Below are 21107 nucleotides of genomic sequence, written 5' to 3' on the forward strand. Positions count from 1 at the left end.
CCGGCGTCGGCCGGCGCCGGTCCGGTCCCCAGCGACTCAGCGGCCGGCCGGCGCCGGCCCGGTCGACGCGGCCACGTGCAGGAGGCACGGCAGGAGCGCGTGCGGCAGCTCCGTGGCCGTGCCGTCGAGCCGCGCGAGCAGCATCTCGACGGCGAGCCGGCCGAGCTCCGGGCCCGGCGCGTCCATGGTGCTGAGGGCGGGCTCGACGAGCGCGCCCACCTCGGTGGACGACGCGAGCGACAGGATCGACACGTCCTCCGGCACGCGCCGCCCCGCCGCGTCGAGCCCCGAGATGAGGCCGCGCGCCGCCTGGTCGTTGAGCAGCATGACCGCCGTGATCCCCGGATCCGCCGCCAGCAGCTCGCCTGCCGCCGCGCGTCCTCCCACCGGCGTCGGCGCGCATCGGGCCACGGCGCCGCCGAGACCGCGCGCCGCCGTCTCCTGCAGGAACGCCCGCTCGGTGCGCGTCGTCGGCCCGTATCCGCGCAGCGGCCCGCGCTCGAGGTCCTCCACCATGAGCCCGAACCGGCGGTGCCCGAGGGCCTGCAGATGGTCGATCCCGTCGGCGACGGTCCGCTCGAAGTCCATGTCGACGAAGGGCAGGTCGTGCGTGTCCGCCGTGCGCCCGATGGAGACGAACGGCACCTCGAGCGCCGCGAGCTCCCGGATGCGCGAGTCGTCCATGCGCACCTCCATCACGATGACGCCGTCGACCAGACGACCGCTCACCAGGTCGGACACGTCGTCGGGCGACGTGCCCGTGGGCCAGAGCACGAGGTGGTACCCGAGCTCGGACGCGCGCGTGGCGGCGCTCATGAAGATCTCGAGGGCGATGCGGCTGAGGCGCTGCACGTCGGCGGGGAACAGCAGCGCGACGATCCGCGTGCGCTTGCTGGCGAGCGCGCGGGCCACGACGTTGTTGCGGTAGCCGAGCTCCTGCATCGCCTCGGTGACGGCCCGCCTGGTCGGCTCGGACACGGCCTTGGTGCCGTTGACGACGAAGGAGACCGTGGCGATCGAGACCCCCGCGCGCGCGGCGACCTCTCGCATGGTCGGGATGGCGGCTCCTCGGGTTCGGGCGGCGACGGGCGGGCGATCGGCCGGTCGCGTGCTCAGCGTATAGCGGGCGTCGCGCGGCGGTGCGGGTCGGTCGGGGCGCGGAACCGCGAGACGAGGATGAGCGCGCCCGTGATCGCGCAGACGGCGAGCGTGAGGCCCACCACGTACGCGGCGACCATGCCGTACCCGCCGGGAGACGAGTCCGGGTTCAGGAACCCGTACGGGTAGTAGGTGGCGGTGCGGAAGACCTCGTCGCCGGTGAACGGGCCGCGGGCGAGCGTGACGAGGATCCACGCGAGCGGGAACGCGATGACGCGGCCGATGGCGCCCGCGCGGAGCGGACGGCGGTCGGGCGCGAGGATCCAGTCGAGCAGCACGATCAGGGGCACGGCGACGTGCACGATCTGATCCGCCCAGTCGAGCTTCAGCGGCTCCGGCTGGGGCTGGCCGCGCAGCAGCGCGTTCCAGACGATGCCCGTGATGACGAGGTAGACGGTGGAGGCGAGCCGCAGCGTGACCCAGCCGGCCCCCGGATCCGCCACGCGGCCCCGTGCCAGCCGCACGCCGCCGACGATCAGCACGACCGCGCCGAGCAGGTTCGCGTCGACGGTGAAGAACAGGGCGAAGTCGAGCGACTTCCCGGCGATGCCGGTGACGCCGAGGTCCTGCCAGTAGGCGTAGTTGACGTGGTACTGGGCGATGACGCCGATGACGGCGGCGATCGCGGTGGCGATGCGGACGACGGAGAAGAGGATGCGCACGGATGAGGTTCCCACGATCTCGCCCCCGCCACCGCCGGGCGTCCCCGGTCGCGTGGTCGGGCCGCTCACGCCGGGGCCGATCCGCGTCGGGCGCCGGCCACGCGACGGCAGGCCTCCTCGACGCCGCGGGCGTGCGCGGCGGGGGCGACCTCGGCCGCGAGGTGCCTGGCGTCGCGGGCGGGGCCCTCGAGCAGGCGCCGGTCGGCGGCCAGCCGGAGGATCGACGCGGCCAGCCCCTCCGCGTCCGTGTCGTCGGCGAGCAGCGTCGCCCCGCCGAACTCCGTGGCGAGGACGGGGTCGCTGACGAGCGCCGGGCGTCCCTCCGCGAAGGCCTCCATGGCGATCATCGGCTGGTTGTCGAAGCCGAGCGAGGTGATCACGGCCGCGTGCGCCCCGCGGAGGAGCGCGGTCACCGTGGCGGTCGACACGCGGCCGTGCACCGTGACGCCGGGTGGGACGGCGCCGCGCGGCCGGCCGCCGGCGAGGTCGAGGTGCACGGCGTCCGGCCCGGACAGCTCGGCGACCAGCCCCGTCGCCTCGAGCATCACGTCGAGCCGCTTCTCGGGCGCGAACCGCGCCGCCCAGACGAGCCGCAGCGCGCCGCTCGCGGGGAGCTCGGCGGACGCCCCGCGCGCGGTGCAGCTCGTGTTCGAGAGCACCTCGACGGCGGGCAGGCCCGCGCGGCGCAGCGCGACGGCCTGGTGCGCGGAGGGCGACAGCACGAGGTCGGCCTCGCGGCAGACGGCGAGGGTCATGCCGCGGAGGGCGCTGTCGAGGCGGCGCGGGGCGAGCTGCACCCGGGGATCCGGCAGCCCGGTCATCGCGCGGTGGACGGCCGTGACGGCGGGTGCGAGGAACCCGCCCCACGCCGGGCCGCGCAGGAAGAAGGTGTGGACGGTGTGCAGCGTCGGGATCCCCCGCTCGCGCCCGAGCCGCAGGGCGGTCGCCGCGAGCCCGTGCTCGGAGTGCGTGAGGACGAGGTCGGTGCCGGACCGGTCCATCAGCGCGCCGAGGTCGCGGCGGGTGGCGGCGTCGGCGCGGATCACCGGCAGGCCGAGGAGGGGCACGGGCAGGGTGGGCGCGACGTCGTAGAGGGCGACGCCCGTCCCGTGCAGCTCGCGGACGGAGGTCGCGTCGGGTGCCGCGACGGTGACCGCGTGGCCCGCGCGCGCGAGCGCGAGCGCCTGCTGGACGACGGCCGTCTGGGCCCCACCGAGGTAGGAGAAGGCGTAGTCCATCACGAGGAGGGGTCGGAGGGTGTTCATCGCGGCTGACGCTAACCGCCCGCGAGGAGAAGCGGCGGACGCCTGGGGAGACCCGGCCGGGTCGGGATGATCCGCGCGCGGGTGCGGCGGATCTGGTACCGGAGCGCGCCGGCACGCGCGCCAGCGGGATCCCGCGTCGACGGCCGGCGGGCCTAGGCGGAACGCGCCGCCTTGACGAACGCGACGACCGCGTTGGCGTGCCCGTGCCCGAGGCCGTGCTCGGCCTTCAGCCAGGCGACCACCTGCATGTGCGGCTCGGCGTCGAGGCGCGCGTCGGCGAGGTCGATCCAGTGCTGGACAGGCTGCCCGTACGTCGTCTCGATGCTCGGGAAGTAGGAGGCCGGCCCCTTCGCCTTCTGGCGGTCGGGCGGCGGGGGCGGGGCGACGATGCCGTGCGGGCTCATGCTGCGACGGTACCGGCGGCGCGCGGTCGCGGCCAGGGCGGGTGCCCGGTCCTGCGCGTGATCCGACCCTGTCGGCCTTCACTAGGAAGTGCTACTATCCAGCTGTTCATCCACCACGTCATCGATGGGAAACCGATGTCTCGCGACCTTGCAGAGCGACCGCCCCGCGGAGTGGTCCTCGCCGTCACCGCCGCCTCCCTGCCGATGTTCATGGCAGCCCTCGACAGCCTCGTCATGACGTTCGCGCTGCCGATCATCAAGCAGGACCTCGACGCGACCGTCGAGCAGCTTCAGTGGTTCGTCAACTCGTACAGCGTGGTGTTCACCGCGTTCATGCTCCCCGTCGCGGCGCTCGGCGACCGGATCGGCCGCCGCCGGGTGTTCCTCGCCGGCGTCGCGCTCTTCACGCTCGCGTCCATGGGCGCGGCGCTCTCCACGAGCTCCGACATGCTCATCGCGATGCGCGCGCTGCAGGGCCTCGGGGCCGCGGGCATCGTCCCGCTCTCCCTCGCGCTCGTCTCCGCATCCACCACGCCGAAGGTCAGGCCCATCGCGATCGGCGTGTGGGGCGGCGTCAACGGACTCGGCATCGCGGCGGGGCCCATCATCGGCGGCGCCGTCGTGGAGGGCTTCACCTGGCCGGGCATCTTCTGGCTCAACGTGCCCATCGGCGTCGTGACCATCGCGCTCGTGGCGCTCGCGCTGCGGGAGTCGAAGGGCACCGGCCTCGGGTTCGACGGCGCCGGATCCGTCCTCGGCATCGTGTTCACCCTCCCGCTCATCTGGGCGGTCGTCGAGGGGGAGGAGCGCGGCTGGTCGGCTCCGGAGATCATCGGCGCCTTCGCCGTCTCGGCCGCGGGCCTCGCCGCCTTCATCTGGCACGAGCACCGGAGCCCGCGCGCGTTCCTGCCGCTGCGCTTCTTCCGCGAGCGGGCGTTCGCGCTCGCCAACGTGGGCGGGCTCCTGTTCAGCGCCGGCGTCTTCGGCGCGATCTTCCTGCTCAGCCAGTTCCTGCAGGTGTCGATGGGCTACGGCGCGCTCGAGGCCGGCCTCCGGGCGGCGCCGTGGACGCTCGCGCCCATGGTCGTCGCGCCGCTCAGCGGGTTCATCGTGCAGCGGTTTGGCGTGAAGCCCGTGCTCATCACGGGGCTCGCTCTCCAGGCGGGCGCGATCCTCGTCATCGCCTCCGTGGTGGAGGCGCAGACCGAGTACGGCACCGTCGTGGTCCCGATGGTCGTCGCGGGCATCGGCATGGGGCTCACCCTCGCGCCGCTCGCCAACGCGGTGCTCACGGGGCGCCGGGACTCGGAGCACGGGATCGCGTCGAGCGTGAACAGCACGCTCCGCCAGCTCGGCATGGCCGTCGGCATCGCCCTGGCCACCGCGATCTTCGTCGGCAACGGCGACTACCTGCCCGGCCAGCCCTTCGTGGACGGGATGCGCCCCGCGCTCATCACGTGCGGGATCATCACCGGCGTGGGCGCCATCGCGATGTCCGCCCTGCCGCGCACCGCCAGGTCCGCGGCCGCACCGACCCCGAGCAGCACCGGAGGCGACGCCGTCGCCGACCCGGCCCGGCCCGCGCGCGCGGGCGCCACCGTGTGATGGAGGAACGACCATGCCGATGATCCCCTGGACCTCCGGGCCCGCATCCCGGACCGCGTCCGCGTCCGCGTCCGCCTCCGCCGAGGTCGTGATCATGGCCTCGCGGTTCGAGCTGACGACCGTGCGCGCGGTGCCGGCGTTCTTCGTGCACTCCATCAGGGCGTGGCTGCAGGCGCGACGCACGGCGGGCAACGTCGGGGTCGCGCTCCAGGCCCTGCCGCTCAAGCGCGAGTTCTGGACGCTGTCCGCGTGGGAGTCGAAGGAGGCGATCTACGCCTACGCGCGCCAGGAGCCGCACGCCACGGCGCAGCGGAGCCAGACGAAGAGCATGAGGTCGAGCGTGTTCGTCTTCTGGGAGGCGCCGAAGGCGTCGCTCCCCGCCGAGTGGCCGGAGGCGCGCACGCGCGTGCACGCGAGGCTCGCGGAGCGGTAGCGCGCGACGGGCACGGGAGAGGGGCGGCGGGCATCGGCTCGCCGCCCCTCTCCCGTGCGTTCGCGGATCAGGCGGGCACGGCGTCCGAGGGAGCCGCCGCCGGGGCCGCCGCCGCCCGCGCCGCGAGGAGGGTGCGGGCCGCGCGCGTGCCGGACGTGAAGCCGGCCTCCTGGGATCCGATGACGTCCCAGCCGAGGTCGGACGAGTGGAAGTACGAGCCCGCGAGCGCCACGCGGTCGCTCGTGGTGAGCCGGTGGACCCCCCTCTGCAGCTGCCGGAGCGGCAGGTCGATGATCGGGTGCTGGACCCGGTGGTCGGCGATGACGTGCTCGGGCGCGATCTCGCCCGCCTAGTCGAGGGTCACGACGTAGTCGCCGCCGACTCGAAGCCCTGCAGCTTGTTGAGGTACCAGGCCACGTACGGCACGGGCCCGTCCGCGCCCTCGGCGTCGCCCGCCGCCGTGGTGACGGTGAGCGCGTAGCCGACGTGCCCGCCGCGGACGGCCGTGGCGACCACGGCGTCGCGCGTCACGAGCGCGCGGGCGACGCGGCCGGCGGCGACGTGATCCTCGAGGGCGCCGCAGCAGATCCGGGGCGTGTAGAGGAGGTGCGGGCCGGCGCGGATCGCGTGCTCGAGCACATTGACCGGCCGGACCCCGCGGCGGGAGCGCTCGACGGCCTGCGCGAAGCCGGCGGGGCGCATGCCGAGCCGGTCAGGCCTCGCCGCGCTCCATGGTGAGGCCCTTCTCGTGGTGCGCGACGCGGCGGAGGGCGAGCAGCACGGGCTCGTAGAGCGCCGTGCCCAGCACCGCGAACTCCACGGCGCCCTGCGGGTCCGACCACGGGACGCGCGAGAAGTCGGCGTCCGCGATGTCCCGCACCGCGTCGACGTAGGTGCGGATCTGCGACTCGTCGAGCGGGATCCCCGCCTCCTCCGCGAGCTCCAGGGCGCGATCGAGCTGCGCGACGGGCACGGAGTCGGCGGTGTGCTGCACGCCCAGGCGGTCCAGCAGGGCCTCGGTCGCCGCGGTGGAGCGCGCCGGGGCGGCCTCCCCGGCGGCGGAGCTCGAGCGGTCCCCGGTGGGGAGCGCGGCCGTGGCCTTCCGCATCGCGCCCACCACGCTCTGGTGCGGATCCGCGACGAGGTCGAGGATCGTCCCGGCCTGCTCGATGGTGACGCCGACCACGTGGATGAGCCCGCGGACGAGGCGCAGCCGGGCCAGGTGGGTCTCGTCGAACGCGGTGCGGCGCGCGTTGACCTTGACGCCCGGGTGGAGCAGCCCCTCGCGCAGGTAGTACTTGATGGTGGCGACGGAGCAGCCGGATCGTTCGGCGAGCTCGGAAATGGGCAGGGCGGTCATCCTCGAATGATAGGGAAACTATCTACAGGGCGCCCGAGAGGACGTCACGCGGACATCACGGACGTGCGCCGCAGGCCATTCCCGGCCTGTTTCCGCAGGTTGCGGGAATGCGCGCATCGCATCCCGCGTCGTCCCTGTGGAAGATCTCACCACCCCTGCGCGTTCTGACCACGAAGCGGATTCCCCGCCGTTCCCCTACGCCCAGCCCCAGCGCTTCAGCAGGAGCACGACGAGCACGGTCGGCTTCATCCACGGCACCTCGCCCACGCGGTACTCCTCGGCGCGCGCGAGGCGCTCGGCCAGGTCGGGCCGCAGCTCCCGGAGGTAGGGGCGGGCCTTCGCGGCGTGCACGGAGTCGGAGACGATGCGGATGGTGTCGGCGTCCTCGAGGAACGGGATCGCGTTGGCGATGTTCTCGCGCGTGCTGGTGCTCGTGTCCTCGAGGACGAGCGGGCCCCGGTAGCCGAGCTCGTCACGGGCGTACCTGGCGAGGATCCGGGCCTCGGGCTCGGTGCCCATCACCGACCCGCCGCAGAGGATGAGGGTGCTCGAGGTGGCGCGCGGATCCATCGAGCGCAGCCCTGCACGGACCCGGTACCGGTTGATGGCGTTGGCGCGCGGACCGCGGTTGCCGTAGCCAAGCACCACGATCGCCTCGCGGCCGACCTCGGTGCCCGGCCGGCGGGGGTCGAGCCCGCGCGTGCTGGCCAGGCGGTGCGCGACCTCGCTGGCGACGAAGGCGACCGCGGCGGAGGCTCCGGCGGCGACGAGCAGGGGGCGGGTCCGCATCCGCCCAGGCTACGCGCGGGATCCGCCCGGCCCCCGTGGTTCAATGGTCCCGCCTCCTGCGGGAGGGGCCTCCCGCGGGAGGCACGGCGGTGGGGCTCGCCGTACCCGAACCTCGACACCCTCGTCGACGACAGTCCCTGTCTCTTGGCTAGCCATGCCATCCGAGATGGGAGACCCCATGACCGACCACCCGCAGCACCTCGACAGCGTGCCCCTCGACAGCGACGTCGAGGTGGACGACGATCCGGGTCGCCCGGTCCACCTCCGCTGGTCGTCCCTCGGCCTCGTGGCGCTCGGCGGCGCCGTCGGCACGGGGATCCGCGAAGCGCTCGCGCTCACCTGGCCCGCGCCGGCCGGGGCCATACCCGTGACGATCCTCCTGATCAACGTGGTCGGCGCGTTCGTGCTCGGTGCGCTGCTGGAGTCGCTCGCCCGCCGCGGGCCCGACGAGGGCAGGCGCCGCGCGATCCGCCTCCTGGTGGGCACGGGCGTGCTCGGCGGCTTCACCACCTACAGCTCGCTCGCGACCGACGCGGCGTCGCTCACGGGATCCGCGCTCGGCGTCGCGTTCGCGTACGCGGGGCTCTCGCTCGTGGTGGGCGCCGCGGCGTCCGTCGCGGGGATCGCCGCGGGCGCCGCGATCCACCGCCGCACCGCGGCCGGCCGCGCGACGGGGGCGGCGTCGTGACCGGCCCCCTCGTGTTCGCGCTGATCTGCGTGGCCGGCGGCATCGGATCCGCCCTCCGCCTGCTGCTCGACGGCGCCATCCGCGGCCGTCTCGGCGCCGCGTACCCGTGGGGCACGACCGTCATCAACGTCACCGGATCCCTCGGGCTCGGCCTCCTCACGGGCGCGGCCGCGCAGGCGGGCCTCCCGCACGACCTCCTCCTCATCCTGGGCGGCGGCCTGATGGGCGGCTACACGACATTCAGCACCGCGAGCCTCGAGACGGTGCGGCTCGCGCAGGCGGGCCGGGTCGGCGCGGCGCTCGCGAACGGCGTCGGGATGCTCGTCGTCTGCGTCGCGGCGGCGGGCCTCGGGATCGCGGTGGGCGGGGCGCTGTGACGGCCCTCGCGCCCGTGGGTCCCGCGGACGTCGAGGCGCTGCACGCGTTCCTCGCGGCGGCGGACCTCACGGTCACCGGGCTCGACGACCCGGGCGTGCGGCTCTGGATCCGCCGCGACGGCGACGGGCGGATCACCGGCAGCACCGGCTTCGAGCTCAGCGCGGGCGGGCGGCACGCGCTGATCCGCAGCGTCGCGGTGGACCCCGCCCTGCGGTCCGCGGGCCTCGGCTCGACCCTCGCCCGGCACGCGCTCGCCGAGGCGGCGGCCGCCGGCGCTGGGCGCGCGTGGCTGTTCTCGCGCAGGTCGGGTCCGTTCTGGCGCGGCCTCGGCTTCCAGGAGGCCGATCGCGACGCGCTCGCCGCCGCGCTGCCCGATGCCCGCCAGGTCGTCGCGTTCCGCGCGACCGGTCAGCTGGCGCGCGAGGTCGCGTGGTCGCGGTCGCTCGGGGCGGCGGAGTCTCCGGATCACCGCGGATGACGGGCCCGGTCTGCGAGGCCTACGCCGCTCGCGCCGAGGAGTACGCGGAGCACCTCGGCACCCTCGACGCGGTGCACCCCGCTGACCTCGCGCTCGTCACGACGTGGGCGGACGGCATCACGGGCCCGGTGCTCGACGCCGGCTGCGGACCCGGCCACTGGACCGCGCACCTCGCCTCCCGCGGCCTCGACGCGCGCGGCGTGGATCTCGTGCCGGCCTTCGTCGCTCACGCCCGCGCCGCGCATCCTGGCGTCCCGTTCGAGGTCGGCGACCTGGATGCGCTCGATGCCCGGGATGCCGCTCTCGGCGGCGCGCTCGCCTGGTACTCGCTCATCCACCACGCGCCCGACCGCGTCGCCGTGCCGCTCGCCGAGCTCGCGCGGGTCGTCCGGCCGGGCGGCGGCCTGCTCGTCGGCGCGTTCGCCGGCACGGTCACCGAGCCGTTCGACCACGCCGTGACGCGCGCGTGGCGCTGGGAGCCGGATGAGCTGGCCTCGCGGATCGAGGCGACGGGCTTCGAGGTGGACGAGCTGCACACGCGCACGGCGACCGGGCAGCGGCCGCACCTCGCCATCGTCGCGCGCCGCCGCCCGGACGCTCCCGCCTAGGCTCGCCGGATGAGCAGCGCGGAACCCCATCCCGACCCCGAGCTCGTCTGGGCCACGACCGACCGCCGCGACCTGCACCGCGGCCGCGTCGTCCTCGTCGAGCACGACGTGCTGCTGCCCGACGGGTCCGCCTCGCGCTACGAGGTCGACGAGAGCGTGCCGTTCGCGGTCGCGACCCTCGTGATCGACGGCGACGCCGTGATCCTCTCGCGCCAGTACCGGCACCCGCTCGGCCGGTGGATCCTCGACCTCCCCGGCGGTGCGGGCGACGCTGCCGAGCGACCCGTCGACGCCGCCCGCCGCGAGCTCGAGGAGGAGCTCGGCCTCGTCGCGCCGGAGATCCGCCCGCTGCGCACCTACGCCGTGAACCCCGGCCGCGCGTCCTGGCTCGTGCACGTCTTCGCCTGCACGACCCCGACCACGGCGGGCACGGCCGACCGCTCCGACCCGTCCGAGCAGGTGCGCCTCGTCCGCATGCCCGTCGTGGAGCTCGATGCGCTCATCGCCGCGGGCGGCATCGAGGACCCGACCCTCCTGATCGCCCGCGCGGCCGCCGCCGAGCAGGGGCTGCTGCCGCCGGTCGCGCCGGCGCGGTAGCCCGACCCGTCAGCCCGCGCGCCCCCGCAACGCGATCCGCGCGATCCGGTCGCACAGCTCCGGGTACCCGATGCCGACGGCCGCCGCCGACTGCGGCAGGAGGCTCGTCGCGGTGAGGCCGGGCAGGCTGTTGGCCTCGATGATCCAGAGGGCGCCCGCGTCGTCGAGCCGGAAGTCGGAGCGGCTGTACCCGGCGAGCCGGAGGATCCGGTGGGCGGCCAGCGCCGCCGCCCGCGCCTCCTCCGCCACCTCGCTCGGCAGGTCGGCCGGGAACGTCTCCGCGATCGCGCCCGCCTGGTACTTCGCGGCGTAGGTGAACGCCTCGTCCACGGGCACGCCGATCTCGCCCACCGCGAGCGCCTCGCCGTCGAGCACGCCGACCGTCAGCTCGCGGCCGCGCACGAACCGCTCGACCATCACGGTGCCGTGCCGCCGCGCCAGCTCGAGCGCGGCGGGCAGCTCCGCGGCGGCGCGCACCACGGAGAGCCCGACGGTGGATCCCTGCCCGGTCGGCTTCACGACCACCGGGAACCCGAGGGCGGGCTCGACCGCATCCGGCTCGGGGTCGATGATCCAGTCGGGCGTCCGCACGCCGCCGGCGCGCAGCAGCGTCTTGGCGACGTCCTTGTCCATCGCGAGCGCGCTGCCGAGGGAGCCGGATCCCGTGAACGGGATGCCCGCGAGCTCGAGGAGCGCCTGCAGACGGCCGTCCTCGCCGGATCCGCCGTGCAGCGCGAGGAACACCAGGTCGCTGTCGCGGAGGTCGGCCGGCAGGCGCAGCACCGCGGCGGACCCGCCCGTGGCCGCGGTGGCCAGCTCCGCGGACGTCGGCGGGCGCACGCCGACGTCGGGGGTGAGGATCCGCGCCTCGGCGGCGGCGGCCAGCGCGCCCCGCGCGGTGTCGACCGCGACCACCTCGTGCCCGAGCGCCCGGAGGGCCGGGACGACCTGCGCCGCGCTCGCGATGGAGACGTCGCGCTCCTCGCTCTCGCCGCCGAAGAGCACAGAGATCCGCATCCCGCGACCCTATCGGCGGGCCGCGCGGCGGAGCGACGCGCCGCGCTCAGCCGCGCGGGAGCGCCGCGATCGCGTCGACCACGAGGTCGGGCCGCGTGACGAACGGGTGGTGGCCGGTCGGCAGCTCCACGGCACGCGTCGCCCGGGCGGCGTGCGCGCGCTGCAGCTCGACGGAGGTCGTCCGCGCACACCAGGTACGTGGAGTCGACGCCGCGCCAGCCGGCCGCCGTGGTCGGCGTGACGAACGCCCCCGCCGCCTGCCGCGTCACGCGCGCCCAGGCCTGCTGCTGCGTGGCGGGATCAGCGTCCTGTAGGAAGCGCGCGCCGAACGACGCGACGTCCAGCCCTGCCACCCGGAGCGCCCCGTCGCCCGCGTCCTCGAGGGTGACGGGGTCCGCCTCGCCGCCGAGGATCAGCGCCTGCGCCTGCCCCACGTCGGGCAGGTAGGAGGAGATGAGCACGAGGTGCGCGACGGCCGCGTGCGGGCCCGCCTCCGCGATCACGGTGCCGCCGTAGGAGTGGCCGACGACGATCGCCTGGCCGTCGTCGATCCCGTCGAGCGCGCGCCGCAGCGCGGCCGCATCCGCGACGAGGCCGCCTGCCATCTCGCCTGCGGTCGTCTCGCCGCAGGACGGCAGCGCCAGCGCGCGGCTGCGGATCCCGGTCCGCTCGCGCAGCAGCTCCGCCGTCGCTCCCCACCACCAGGCGCCGTCGCGCACCAGGGCGCCGTGCACGAAGACCAGCTCCATCGTCAGCTCCCTCCGTCGCGCAGCGCGTAGGTGAGCAGCGCGTTGCCCGCGCTCGTGATCTCGGAGCGCCGCAGCTCCAGCCGCGTCACCGGATCGCTCGGCTCGAACAGGCGACGGCCGGCGCCCGCGACGACCGGGTGGATCATCAGGGTCAGCTCGTCGAGCACCCCCGCGAACAGCAGCTCGCGCGCGAGGGAGATGCTCGCGAAGACGCCGATGTCGCCGCCGTCCGTGCGCTTCAGGTCCGCGAGGGCATCCACGACGTCGCCCTCGATGAGGGTCGCGTTCCAGTCGAGCTCGCCGGTGAGCGTCGTCGACGCGACGAGCTTCTCGATCGGGTTGATGAAGGCGCCGAACGCGTCGTCCGCGGGCGCCTGGGGCCAGTACGAGGACCACTCCTCGTAGCCGTGCCGTCCGAGCACGGCCGTGGTCACCGTCTCCATGAGGCGGGCCATCCCGGCGCCGAGCTCGGCGTCGAAGCTGTCGAACTGGAACAGGTTCGGCGCCTCCACGACGCCGTCGACGGACGCGAACAGTCCTGCGGTGATCCGGCGCATGCGGCTCCTCCTCGAGCTGGCGGGTGTGGTCGCCATGATCCGCGCCGCGTGGCCCCCGGTAAAGGGGCGGCGCGCACGGGGGCTTCTCCGGCTCGCGTTCACACGGCCGCAACACGCGTGCATCGCCGCGGAAACGCGTGCTGCCTAGTGTCGTGTGCAACGGCGATTGCAGAGCTCGTCCTCCGCGACGGCGATTGCAGGAACCGTTCCTCATCGATCCGTCGCGCCGGCCTCCCGCCGGCGCACCTCGCGAAGGGACCGCCCATGACCACGACCGTCGGAGAGAGGACGAGGTCCATCGTCGGCCTCCGCGGCGTCGCGCCGGTGGCCGTCGCCGCCCTCGTGATCGCGCTCGTCGCCCAGGTGATCGGGTCACGGACCCTGCCGCTCGGATCCGCCTCCATCGTCTTCTTCCCGATGGTGTGGGGCCTCCTCATCGCCGCCGCCCTGTCCTTCCAGCGGATCCGACCGGTCGGCCTCGGCTTCCAGCGCATCGCGAACGCGTTCGTGGGCGTCGCCGTGCTGTTCCTCGTCGCGCGGCTCGCCTTCAACATCGGGCCGAACATCCCCACGCTGCTGCAGGCCGGACCCGCGCTGCTGCTGCAGGAGATCGGGCACCTGCTCGGCACGGTCGCGCTCGCCCTGCCGCTCGCCGTGCTGCTGCGGATGGGCAAGGCCACCATCGGCGCGACCTTCTCGCTCGACCGCGAGCCGGCCTTCGCGATGGTGAGCGAGAAGTACGGGCCGGACTCCGACCAGTACCGCGGCGTGCTCGCCATGTACGTGTTCGGCACGCTGTTCGGCGCGGTCTACATCACGCTGCTGACCTCGCTCGTGGCGTCGGCCGACGTGTTCGACCCGCTGGCGCTCGCGATGGGCGCGGGCGTCGGATCCGGGTCGATGATGGCCGCGTCGACCGCCAGCATCATCGCCGCGTACCCCGGCCAGCAGGACGCGATCCTCGGCATCGCGGCGGTCTCGAACCTCATCACCACGGTCCTCGGCGTGTACGTCGGCATCTACGTGGCGCTGCCGCTCGCCGACCGGTTCTACCGGTTCCTCACGCGGAAGCAGGCGGCGGCCGAGGCCGCGTCCGGTCCCGCGCCGGTCTCCGCCGCGACCGAGGAGGCGAACCGCGCCTTCCGGGAGCGCGTCGCCGAGGCGGCGGCGCCCGTGGACATCCGGCCGTGGATCACGATCCCGATACTCGCGGTGGTGGGCATCGGCACCGCGTCGATCTTCGCGGGCGGCGTGAGCTGGTCCATCGTCGGCGGCTACGCGATCCTCATCGCCCTGCTGCTGGTGAGCCAGCTGCTGGCGAAGGTGACGCGCAAGGTGTCCGCGATCGTCTTCGTCACCACCATCGGGGCGCTGGCCTCGAGCCCCTACTCGCCCATCGGCGCCGAGCTGACCGCGGTCGTCACCTCCATCGACTTCCTCTCCATCGCGTGCGCCACCCTCACGTTCGCGGGCCTCAGCCTCGGCAAGGACGCGGCGCTGCTGAAGACGGTCGGCTGGCGCATCGTGCCCGTCGGGCTCGTCGCCATCACGGCGTCGTTCCTGCTCTCGGCCGTCATCGCGGAGTTCGCGCTCGGGTTCTGGGCGTGAGCGCCGCGGATCCGCTCGCCGACTGGCTCGACGAGCTCGAGCCGACGAAGGGGCACACGCCGTCGCACGCCCGCATCGCGCGCGTGCTCCTCGAGAACCAGCAGCTCGCGTCGTACTCCGAGATCGCCGAGATCGCCCAGCGGGCCGAGGTCAACGCCAGCACCGTGGTGCGGTTCGCGCAGGCCCTCGGCTTCCGCGGCTGGCCCGAGCTGCAGCAGGAGCTGCGGATGCGGTACCTCGCGACCCTGACCTCCGAGGAGACCCTGCGCGAGCACCCGGCGGCGGCGTCGGGCGCGGTGCACGCGTCCATCCAGCGCGACGTCGCGAACCTCGGGCGGGCGCTCGAGTCCATCGACCCGGCGGAGGGCGACGCGGCCATCGTGGCGCTCGCCTCCGCCGGGCGGATCCTGGTGGTCGGCATGGGCTCGTTCGGCGCGCCGGCGTCGATCCTCGCGCACCTCGGATCCGTGATGGGCTACCCCGTCTCCTTCGAGGGCCGGGGCGGCGCCCACCTCGCGGCCGCCATGACCGCGCTCGGCGCGGACGACGTGCTCGTGGTCGTGAGCCTGTGGCGGCCGATGCGCGATGTGCTCGCGGCGGCGACCGCGGCCCACGCGGCGGGCACGACCGTCGTCGCCATCACCGACATGCGCCGGGGCCGCCTCGCCGCCAGCGCCGACCACGTGCTCGTCGTGCCCAGCGAGGGCGTCTCGTTCCTGCAGTCCACGGCGGCGACCACGTCGGTCGTCTACGGCCTGCTCAGCGGGATGGAGTCGGCGCACCCCGAGCGCAGCCGCGCAGCCCTCCGCCGCACGCAGGAGCTGTGGCAGCAGCTCGGCACCTTCACGGGCTGACGCGCCCGTCCGCATCCCACCCGCTTCGACCCGCCGCACCTCGCGGCACCGGAAGGACCCATGAGCCCCACCGACCCGCTCGACCCCACCACCCCGCGGCGCATCGGCGTCGTCGGGCTCGGATCGATGGGCGGCGCCATGGCGGCGTCCCTCGCCGGCCGCGGCTGGGACGTCGTCGGCTGCGACCCGTCCGCGGCGGCGCGCGAGGCGGCGGAGGCGCGCGGCCTCGCCACGGTCGCCGGCGTGTCCGCCCTCGCCGGGATCCCGTACGTCGTGCTCTCGCTGCCGTCCGCGCGCGTGGTCGAGGCGACGGTGCCCGCGCTCCTCGCCGTGCCCGGCACCGTGGCCGTCGTCGACACCACCACCTCCGAGCCCGGCACGAGCGCCGCGATGGCCGCGCTCGCCGCCGCGCACGGCGCCGCGTTCGTCGACGCCCCGGTCTCCGGCGGCAACACGGGCGCGGCCGCGGGCACGCTCGCGTCCTTCGTCGGCGGATCCGCGCCGGCCGTCGACGCCGCCCGCCCCGTCCTCGAGGCGCTCACCTCCGGCGGCTGGCGCCACGTCGGCCCCGCTGGATCCGGGAACGTCGTCAAGCTCCTCAACAACATGCTCGTCTCGGTCAACCTGCTCGCGGTCGCGGAGGCGATGGACGTGGCCGCGGCCCACGGGATCGACCTCGACACCGCGGTCGCCGCGCTCAACACGGCCACGGGCGCGAGCACGGTCAGCCAGCGGATGTTCCCGGACCAGATCCTCAACGGCCGCTTCGGCTCCGGCTTCGCGCTGGGCCTCATGGCGCGCGACGTGGCGCTCGCGCACGACGTTGCCCGCGCGACCGGCGCCACCCCCGGCCTCTTCGCCGAGACGGACGCGCGCTGGCAGCAGGCGCTCGCCGCCCTCGGCCCGCGCGCGGACTTCGTCGCCGCGACCTCCACCTTCACCACGGCGACCACCGCCCTGGATCCCGCGCAGCTCCCCGCGCGGAAGGACGACACCGCCAGATGACCGCCCCCGACCCGACCTCCCGCACCGCGCTCCTCGACGCGGTCGACCCGACCGCGCACCCCGCCCGGCGAGCCCGGGACCTCATCGCCCACGCGTTCTCCGACGGCATCGGCACGTGGGCCGACGGGCGCGTGCACCCGGGATCCGGACCCGCCATCGACCTCGTCGACGCCGCGACGGGCGAGCTCGTCACGAGCTACGCGGATCCGGGGGCCGAGGGCGCCGAGACCGCCCTCGCCGCCGCGACCCGCGGGGCGCGCACGTGGGGCGCGATGGATCCCTACGACCGGGCCGCGATCCTCCGCGACGTCGCGCGCGCCATCGGCGAGCACCAGGAGGAGCTCGCCGTGCTCGAGACGGTGACGACCGGCAAGCCGATCCGCGACGCCCGCGTCGAGGCCGGCCGCGTGGCCCAGATGTTCGGCTACTACGCCGGCTGGGCCGACAAGGTCACCGGCCAGACCATCCCCGTCCCCGGCGACTGGCTCACCTACACGACGCGCGTGCCGTGGGGCGTCGTGGTCGCGGTCACGCCGTGGAACTCGCCGCTGTTCACCGCCGGATGGAACTCGTCCGCCCCGCTCGCCGCCGGCAACGCCGTGATCCTCAAGCCCAGCGAGTACACGCCGCTCAGCACGATCCGCCTGGCGCAGCTCGCCGAGGAGGCCGGCTTGCCTGCGGGCGTGCTCTCGGTCGCGGTCGGCGCGGGCACGACGGTCGGCGCCGCGCTCAGCACGGACCGGCGCGTGGGCAAGCTCAGCTTCATCGGATCCGTACCCGTCGGCCGCACGGTCGCGCAGGCGGCGGCGGGCGCCGGGATCCCCGTCGTGCTCGAGCTCGTCGGCAAGAGCGCCAACATCGTGTTCGCCGACGCGGACCTCGACCAGGCCGCGCGCGGCGCAGTGAGCGCCGTGTTCTCGGGCGCCGGCCAGTCGTGCGTCGCCGGATCCCGCCTGCTGGTGGAGCGCGGCGTGCACGACGAGCTCGTGGCGCGCATCGTCGCCCAGGTCGACGCGCTCCGGCTCGGCGACCCGCTCGACCCCGACACCGAGATCGGCCCGATCATCTCCCGCCGCCAGGTCGCGACCATCCGCTCGCTCATCCAGGCGGGCCAGGAGGACGGCGCCACGCGGCTCTCGGGTGCGACGCCCGCCGCCTCGGTGGCCGACGGCGCGCTCGCGGACGGCAGCTGGATCATGCCCACGATCCTCCACGGCGTCGAGCCCGGCCACCGGCTGGAGACCACCGAGGTCTTCGGCCCCGTCCTCGGCGTCTCCGTCTTCGACACGGAGGAGGAGGTGGTCGCGCGCGCGAACGCCACGGGCTTCGGCCTCGCGGGCGCCGTCTGGACCTCCGACGTGTCGCGCGCGCACCGCGTGGCCGCGGCCGTGGACGCCGGGACGTTCTGGATCAACGCCTACAAGTCCATCCACGTGGCCGTGCCGTTCGGCGGCTTCGGGGAGTCCGGGCACGGGCGCTCGTCGGGCCCGGGCGTGCTCGACGAGTACACGCAGCAGAAGGCGGTGTGGGTCCCGACGACGGCACCGGCCGCGCCCTTCCCGTCGATGCGCGGCTAGCCGGCGGCGCGCGCTCCCGGAGCGGCCCGCCTGAGGGGACGGGCCGCTCCTCTGACGGACGCATTGCAGGTTAACCGCTTTACAGGCATGGTCGCGCGGTGTTAGCGTCGCCGCCATCGGGTCAGCGACGACGCCACCCGGATGCGTGCGAGCTGCGGATCACGGCGTCGTCAGGGCCCGGATCCACCGCCACCTCAAGGAAGAGACCACGCGATGTCCCCTCGATCCACCGCCCGCCGCCGCCTCGTCGGCGCCGCCGCCCTCGCGGCCACCGTCCCCCTCGTTCTCGCCGGCTGCTCCGGCGGCGGGGGAGGCGGATCCTCGTCCGGCGGCGATCCGACGACCATCACCGTCACCGACTACTACAACGAGGGCAACGACGACACCGTCATCGGCGACACCCTCACGAAGTGCGGGGAGTCGCTCGGCGTCACCATCGAGCGCACGTCGATCCCGGGCTCGAGCCTCATCCAGAAGGTGCTGCAGCAGGCGTCGTCGAAGACGCTGCCCGACGTGCTCATGCTCGACAACCCCGACCTGCAGCAGATCGCCGCGACGGGAGCGCTCGCCCCGCTCGAGGACTTCGGCATCTCGACCGACGGCTACGCGAAGGGCGTCGTCGACGCGGGCACCTACGAGGGCAAGACGTACGGCCTCGCGCCCACCGTCAACACCATCGCGCTCTTCTACAACAAGGCGATGCTCGCCGACGCGGGGATCCAGCCGCCCACCACCTGGGACGAGCTGAAGACCGCCGCCGCCGCGCTCAAGGACGGCGACCGCTACGGCATCGCCATGGACGCCAACGCCACCTACGAGGGCACCTGGCAGTTCCTGCCCTTCATGTGGTCGAACGGCGGCGACGAGAAGGACATCGCCACCCCCGAGACCGCGGAGGCGCTCCAGCTCTGGACCGACCTCGTGAAGGACGGCTCGGCGTCGCAGAGCGTCGTCAACTGGACCCAGTCCGACGTCAACGACCAGTTCATGGCCGGCAAGACGGCGATGATGATCAACGGCCCGTGGCAGATCCCCGCGCTCACCGAGTCGGGCGTCGACTACGGCATCGCGAAGCTCCCCGCACCCGAGGCGGGCGGCACCGCCGTCGCCCCGCTCGGCGGCGAGGTGTGGACCGTGCCGCAGACGGGCGACAAGGCGAAGCAGGCCACGGCCGCGAAGGTCGTCGAGTGCCTCAACTCCGACGAGAACCAGCTCGACATGGCCACCAAGCGCTACACGATCCCGTCGAAGACCGCCGTCGCCACCGAGTTCGGCCAGCAGGTGCCCGAGGAGCAGGTGTTCGTCGACCTCGTCGCCGACGCCCGCGCGCGCACCGGCGAGCTCGGGGCCGAGTGGCCGAAGGCCGCCACGAAGATCTACACGGCCGTGCAGTCGGCGCTCACCGGCCAGTCGTCGCCGGAGGACGCGCTGAAGAACGCCGAGCAGGGCTGATGGCGACGACCGCCGTCCCCGCCCGCCCGACCGCGCAGGCGGCAGGGCGGGCCCGGGGCGCCGGGGAAGCCGCCGTCGCGCGGGGTCCCGTGCGCCGCCGTCCCCGCTTCCGGTGGGAGCGCTTCTTCCAGGTGATGTTCCTGGTGCCGGCGGTCGTGTACCTCGTGCTCTTCTTCGGCTTCCCGGTCGTGAAGAACATCGTCATGAGCTTCCAGGAGTACACGACGACCACCTTCTACACGGGCGAGGCGCCGTGGGTCGGGTTCGCGAACTACGCGTCGGTGCTCTCGTCGGGGATCTTCTCGACGGCGCTGCTCAACACGTTCCTGTTCACGGCCGGGTCGATCGCCGGGCAGTTCGTGATCGGGCTCGTGCTGGCGCTGTTCTTCCGCCGGTCCTTCCCGCTCAACGGCCTGCTGCGGGCGCTGCTGCTCCTGCCGTGGCTGCTGCCGCTCATCGTGTCGAGCGCGGTGTGGAAGTGGATCCTCGACCAGGACTCCGGCGTGCTCAACCAGGCGCTCCTCGGGTCGGGGCTGGTGCAGGACCCGGTGCCGTGGCTCACGAGCCCTGCCTTCGCGCTGATCACGGTGATCGCGGTGAACGTGTGGATCGGGATCCCGTTCAACACGACGATCCTCTACGGGGGCCTGCAGGACATCCCGCCGGAGCTGTACGAGGCCGGATCCCTCGACGGGGCCACCGGCTGGCGCGGCTTCCGGCACATCACCTGGCCGCTGCTGCGACCGGTGGTGGGCGTCGTGCTCGTGCTCGGCGTCGTCTACACGATCAAGGTGCTCGACATCATCCTCGGCCTCACGAACGGCGGGCCCGCGAACTCGACGCAGACCATCGCGACGCAGTCGTACACGCTCTCGTTCCAGCAGTTCGACTTCGGGTCGGGCGCCGCCCTCAGCAACATCCTCATCGCCATCTCGGCGGTGTTCGCGGTGGTCTACCTCCGCGCGAACAGGAAGGCCGTCGATGACTGACACAGCCGAGCGCCTCGCCCCCGCCCCGGCCCGCCGGGTGTCGTCGGGCTCCCGCCGACCACGCGCGGACCGCAGCTGGATCGGCACGGTCGTCGGGATCGCGCTCCTCGCCGTGATGCTGTTCCCCGTCTACTGGATGGTCAACATCTCGCTGCAGCCCGCGGGCCCGGCGATCCAGGCCGCGTGGTTCCCGTTCGAGGCGCAGTTCAACGGCTACGCGACCGCGCTCTCGGAGCAGGGGCAGGCGCTCGGCACGAGCCTCGTGATCGCGCTCGGCAGCGTGGTGCTCAGCCTCGCCATCGCGACCCCGGCGGCGTACGCGCTGGCGCAGTTCAAGTTCCGCTGGATCAACCTGGTGCTGTTCGGGATCCTCATCTCGCAGATGATCCCGGGCATCGTCGTCGCGAACGCGCTCTACGCCGCGTACAACGACCTCGGGCTGCTGAACTCCATCCCGGGCCTGATCCTCGCGGACTCCACGGCCGGCATCCCGTTCGCGATCCTCATCATGCGGGCGTTCATGGCGGGCATCCCGCCGTCGATCATCGAGGCCGCGAAGGTGGACGGCGCCGGGAACTTCCGGGCCTTCCGCTCGATCGTGCTGCCCGTGAGCCTCAACGCCGTGATCACGGCCGGGCTCTTCACGTTCCTCTTCACCTGGAGCGACTTCCTGTTCGCGCTGACGCTCACGACGACGGACGACGTGCGCCCGATCACGCTCGGGATCTACCAGTACATCGGCACGTACACCGCCGACTGGAGCACGGTGATGGCGACGGCCGTGCTCGCGTCGCTGCCGGCGATCGTGCTGCTCCTCGCGGCGCAGCGCTTCATCGCGGCGGGCGCGACGGGCGGCGCGGTCAAGTGATCCGGC

The 21107-nt window shown here is 74.1% G+C and carries 24 protein-coding genes and 1 pseudogene; 14 read left to right on the plus strand and 11 right to left on the minus strand.

Features of this window, described 5'->3' with window-relative positions:
• Positions 1-36 precede the first annotated feature (36 nt).
• The 4 genes from K0V08_RS12285 to K0V08_RS12300 all read right to left on the minus strand — a co-directional run bounded on the left by K0V08_RS12285 (position 37) and on the right by K0V08_RS12300 (position 3489).
• Complete coding sequence (locus K0V08_RS12285; RefSeq protein ID WP_079531016.1) at positions 37-1050, minus strand: LacI family DNA-binding transcriptional regulator; 1014 nt, start codon at positions 1048-1050, stop codon at positions 37-39.
• Positions 1051-1112: 62 nt separating this feature from the next.
• A complete protein-coding gene (locus tag K0V08_RS12290; RefSeq protein WP_079533596.1) occupies positions 1113-1835 on the minus strand; it encodes a Pr6Pr family membrane protein in 723 nt (240 codons plus the stop codon).
• Positions 1836-1885: 50 nt separating this feature from the next.
• The gene (locus K0V08_RS12295; RefSeq protein WP_079531019.1) at positions 1886-3085 is read right to left on the minus strand and encodes a glycosyltransferase family 4 protein; all 1200 of its coding nucleotides are present in this window, start codon (positions 3083-3085) and stop codon (positions 1886-1888) included.
• Positions 3086-3237: 152 nt separating this feature from the next.
• Positions 3238-3489 (minus strand): DUF4287 domain-containing protein, encoded by a 252-nt coding sequence (locus tag K0V08_RS12300; RefSeq protein ID WP_011931474.1) that lies wholly within the window; start codon positions 3487-3489, stop codon positions 3238-3240.
• A 210-nt stretch (positions 3490-3699) separates the two neighbouring features.
• Between K0V08_RS12300 and K0V08_RS12305 the strand changes: the two genes are divergently transcribed.
• Together K0V08_RS12305 and K0V08_RS12310 are read left to right on the plus strand one after the other, a co-directional pair.
• Complete coding sequence (locus tag K0V08_RS12305; protein ID WP_158218995.1) at positions 3700-5094, plus strand: MFS transporter; 1395 nt, start codon at positions 3700-3702, stop codon at positions 5092-5094.
• Positions 5095-5107: 13 nt separating this feature from the next.
• A complete protein-coding gene (locus K0V08_RS12310) occupies positions 5108-5527 on the plus strand; it encodes a hypothetical protein (protein WP_197278533.1) in 420 nt (139 codons plus the stop codon).
• 67 nt (positions 5528-5594) lie between these two features.
• Here the strand turns inward: K0V08_RS12310 and K0V08_RS12315 are convergent, their stop codons facing one another.
• From K0V08_RS12315 to K0V08_RS12330, 4 genes are all read right to left on the minus strand, one after another.
• Positions 5595-5759: a hypothetical protein gene (locus K0V08_RS12315; RefSeq protein ID WP_157444674.1), complete on the minus strand. Its 165-nt coding sequence runs from the start codon at positions 5757-5759 to the stop codon at positions 5595-5597.
• Positions 5760-5887: 128 nt separating this feature from the next.
• Positions 5888-6229 (minus strand): hypothetical protein, encoded by a 342-nt coding sequence (locus K0V08_RS12320; RefSeq protein ID WP_079531025.1) that lies wholly within the window; start codon positions 6227-6229, stop codon positions 5888-5890.
• Between the two features lie 10 nt (positions 6230-6239).
• The gene (locus tag K0V08_RS12325) at positions 6240-6887 is read right to left on the minus strand and encodes a MerR family transcriptional regulator (protein ID WP_011931477.1); all 648 of its coding nucleotides are present in this window, start codon (positions 6885-6887) and stop codon (positions 6240-6242) included.
• Between the two features lie 195 nt (positions 6888-7082).
• Positions 7083-7676, minus strand: coding sequence for a YdcF family protein (locus tag K0V08_RS12330; RefSeq protein WP_011931478.1), 594 nt, complete (start codon positions 7674-7676; stop codon positions 7083-7085).
• A 178-nt stretch (positions 7677-7854) separates the two neighbouring features.
• On the opposite strand from K0V08_RS12330, the gene K0V08_RS12335 reads away from it, so the two are divergent.
• From K0V08_RS12335 to K0V08_RS12355, 5 genes are read left to right on the plus strand one after another with little or no spacing between them, the layout of a single operon-like run.
• Entirely contained in the window at positions 7855-8364 is a 510-nt protein-coding gene (locus K0V08_RS12335; RefSeq protein WP_079531027.1) for a fluoride efflux transporter FluC, read from the plus strand.
• Positions 8361-8741 carry a fluoride efflux transporter FluC gene (locus K0V08_RS12340; RefSeq protein WP_079531030.1) on the plus strand — a complete coding sequence of 127 codons (381 nt, stop codon included), beginning with the start codon at positions 8361-8363 and terminating at the stop codon, positions 8739-8741. The genes K0V08_RS12335 and K0V08_RS12340 overlap by 4 nt, the downstream gene beginning before the upstream one ends.
• Positions 8738-9220: a GNAT family N-acetyltransferase gene (locus K0V08_RS12345; protein ID WP_079531033.1), complete on the plus strand. Its 483-nt coding sequence runs from the start codon at positions 8738-8740 to the stop codon at positions 9218-9220. The genes K0V08_RS12340 and K0V08_RS12345 overlap by 4 nt, the downstream gene beginning before the upstream one ends.
• Positions 9217-9828 carry a class I SAM-dependent methyltransferase gene (locus tag K0V08_RS12350; protein WP_079531035.1) on the plus strand — a complete coding sequence of 204 codons (612 nt, stop codon included), beginning with the start codon at positions 9217-9219 and terminating at the stop codon, positions 9826-9828. Before K0V08_RS12345 ends, K0V08_RS12350 begins: the two co-directional genes overlap by 4 nt.
• A gap of 9 nt (positions 9829-9837) precedes the next feature.
• Positions 9838-10425 (plus strand): NUDIX hydrolase, encoded by a 588-nt coding sequence (locus tag K0V08_RS12355; RefSeq protein WP_011931482.1) that lies wholly within the window; start codon positions 9838-9840, stop codon positions 10423-10425.
• A gap of 9 nt (positions 10426-10434) precedes the next feature.
• Here the strand turns inward: K0V08_RS12355 and K0V08_RS12360 are convergent, their stop codons facing one another.
• The 3 genes and pseudogenes from K0V08_RS12360 to K0V08_RS12370 all read right to left on the minus strand — a co-directional run bounded on the left by K0V08_RS12360 (position 10435) and on the right by K0V08_RS12370 (position 12748).
• Positions 10435-11442 (minus strand): D-alanine--D-alanine ligase family protein, encoded by a 1008-nt coding sequence (locus K0V08_RS12360; protein WP_079531038.1) that lies wholly within the window; start codon positions 11440-11442, stop codon positions 10435-10437.
• A gap of 206 nt (positions 11443-11648) precedes the next feature.
• Positions 11649-12191 (minus strand): annotated as a pseudogene (locus K0V08_RS12365) (alpha/beta hydrolase); the annotation flags it as partial.
• A gap of 2 nt (positions 12192-12193) precedes the next feature.
• Positions 12194-12748 (minus strand): dihydrofolate reductase family protein, encoded by a 555-nt coding sequence (locus tag K0V08_RS12370; RefSeq protein ID WP_079531040.1) that lies wholly within the window; start codon positions 12746-12748, stop codon positions 12194-12196.
• Positions 12749-13012: 264 nt separating this feature from the next.
• Between K0V08_RS12370 and K0V08_RS12375 the strand changes: the two genes are divergently transcribed.
• From K0V08_RS12375 to K0V08_RS12405, 7 genes are all read left to right on the plus strand, one after another.
• Positions 13013-14356, plus strand: coding sequence for a DUF3100 domain-containing protein (locus K0V08_RS12375; protein WP_079531043.1), 1344 nt, complete (start codon positions 13013-13015; stop codon positions 14354-14356).
• Positions 14353-15210: a MurR/RpiR family transcriptional regulator gene (locus K0V08_RS12380; protein WP_079531045.1), complete on the plus strand. Its 858-nt coding sequence runs from the start codon at positions 14353-14355 to the stop codon at positions 15208-15210. Before K0V08_RS12375 ends, K0V08_RS12380 begins: the two co-directional genes overlap by 4 nt.
• Positions 15211-15270: 60 nt before the next feature.
• A complete protein-coding gene (locus tag K0V08_RS12385; protein ID WP_011931488.1) occupies positions 15271-16215 on the plus strand; it encodes an NAD(P)-dependent oxidoreductase in 945 nt (314 codons plus the stop codon).
• Entirely contained in the window at positions 16212-17792 is a 1581-nt protein-coding gene (locus tag K0V08_RS12390; protein WP_079531047.1) for an aldehyde dehydrogenase family protein, read from the plus strand. Before K0V08_RS12385 ends, K0V08_RS12390 begins: the two co-directional genes overlap by 4 nt.
• 213 nt (positions 17793-18005) lie before the next feature.
• The gene (locus K0V08_RS12395) at positions 18006-19244 is read left to right on the plus strand and encodes a sugar ABC transporter substrate-binding protein (protein WP_011931490.1); all 1239 of its coding nucleotides are present in this window, start codon (positions 18006-18008) and stop codon (positions 19242-19244) included.
• Entirely contained in the window at positions 19244-20233 is a 990-nt protein-coding gene (locus tag K0V08_RS12400) for a carbohydrate ABC transporter permease (protein ID WP_011931491.1), read from the plus strand. Before K0V08_RS12395 ends, K0V08_RS12400 begins: the two co-directional genes overlap by 1 nt.
• Complete coding sequence (locus tag K0V08_RS12405; RefSeq protein WP_011931492.1) at positions 20226-21101, plus strand: carbohydrate ABC transporter permease; 876 nt, start codon at positions 20226-20228, stop codon at positions 21099-21101. Before K0V08_RS12400 ends, K0V08_RS12405 begins: the two co-directional genes overlap by 8 nt.
• Positions 21102-21107: the final 6 nt, after the last annotated feature.

Origin of the sequence: Clavibacter michiganensis, assembly GCF_021216655.1 — a bacterium.
GTDB classification, from domain to species: domain Bacteria; phylum Actinomycetota; class Actinomycetes; order Actinomycetales; family Microbacteriaceae; genus Clavibacter; species Clavibacter michiganensis.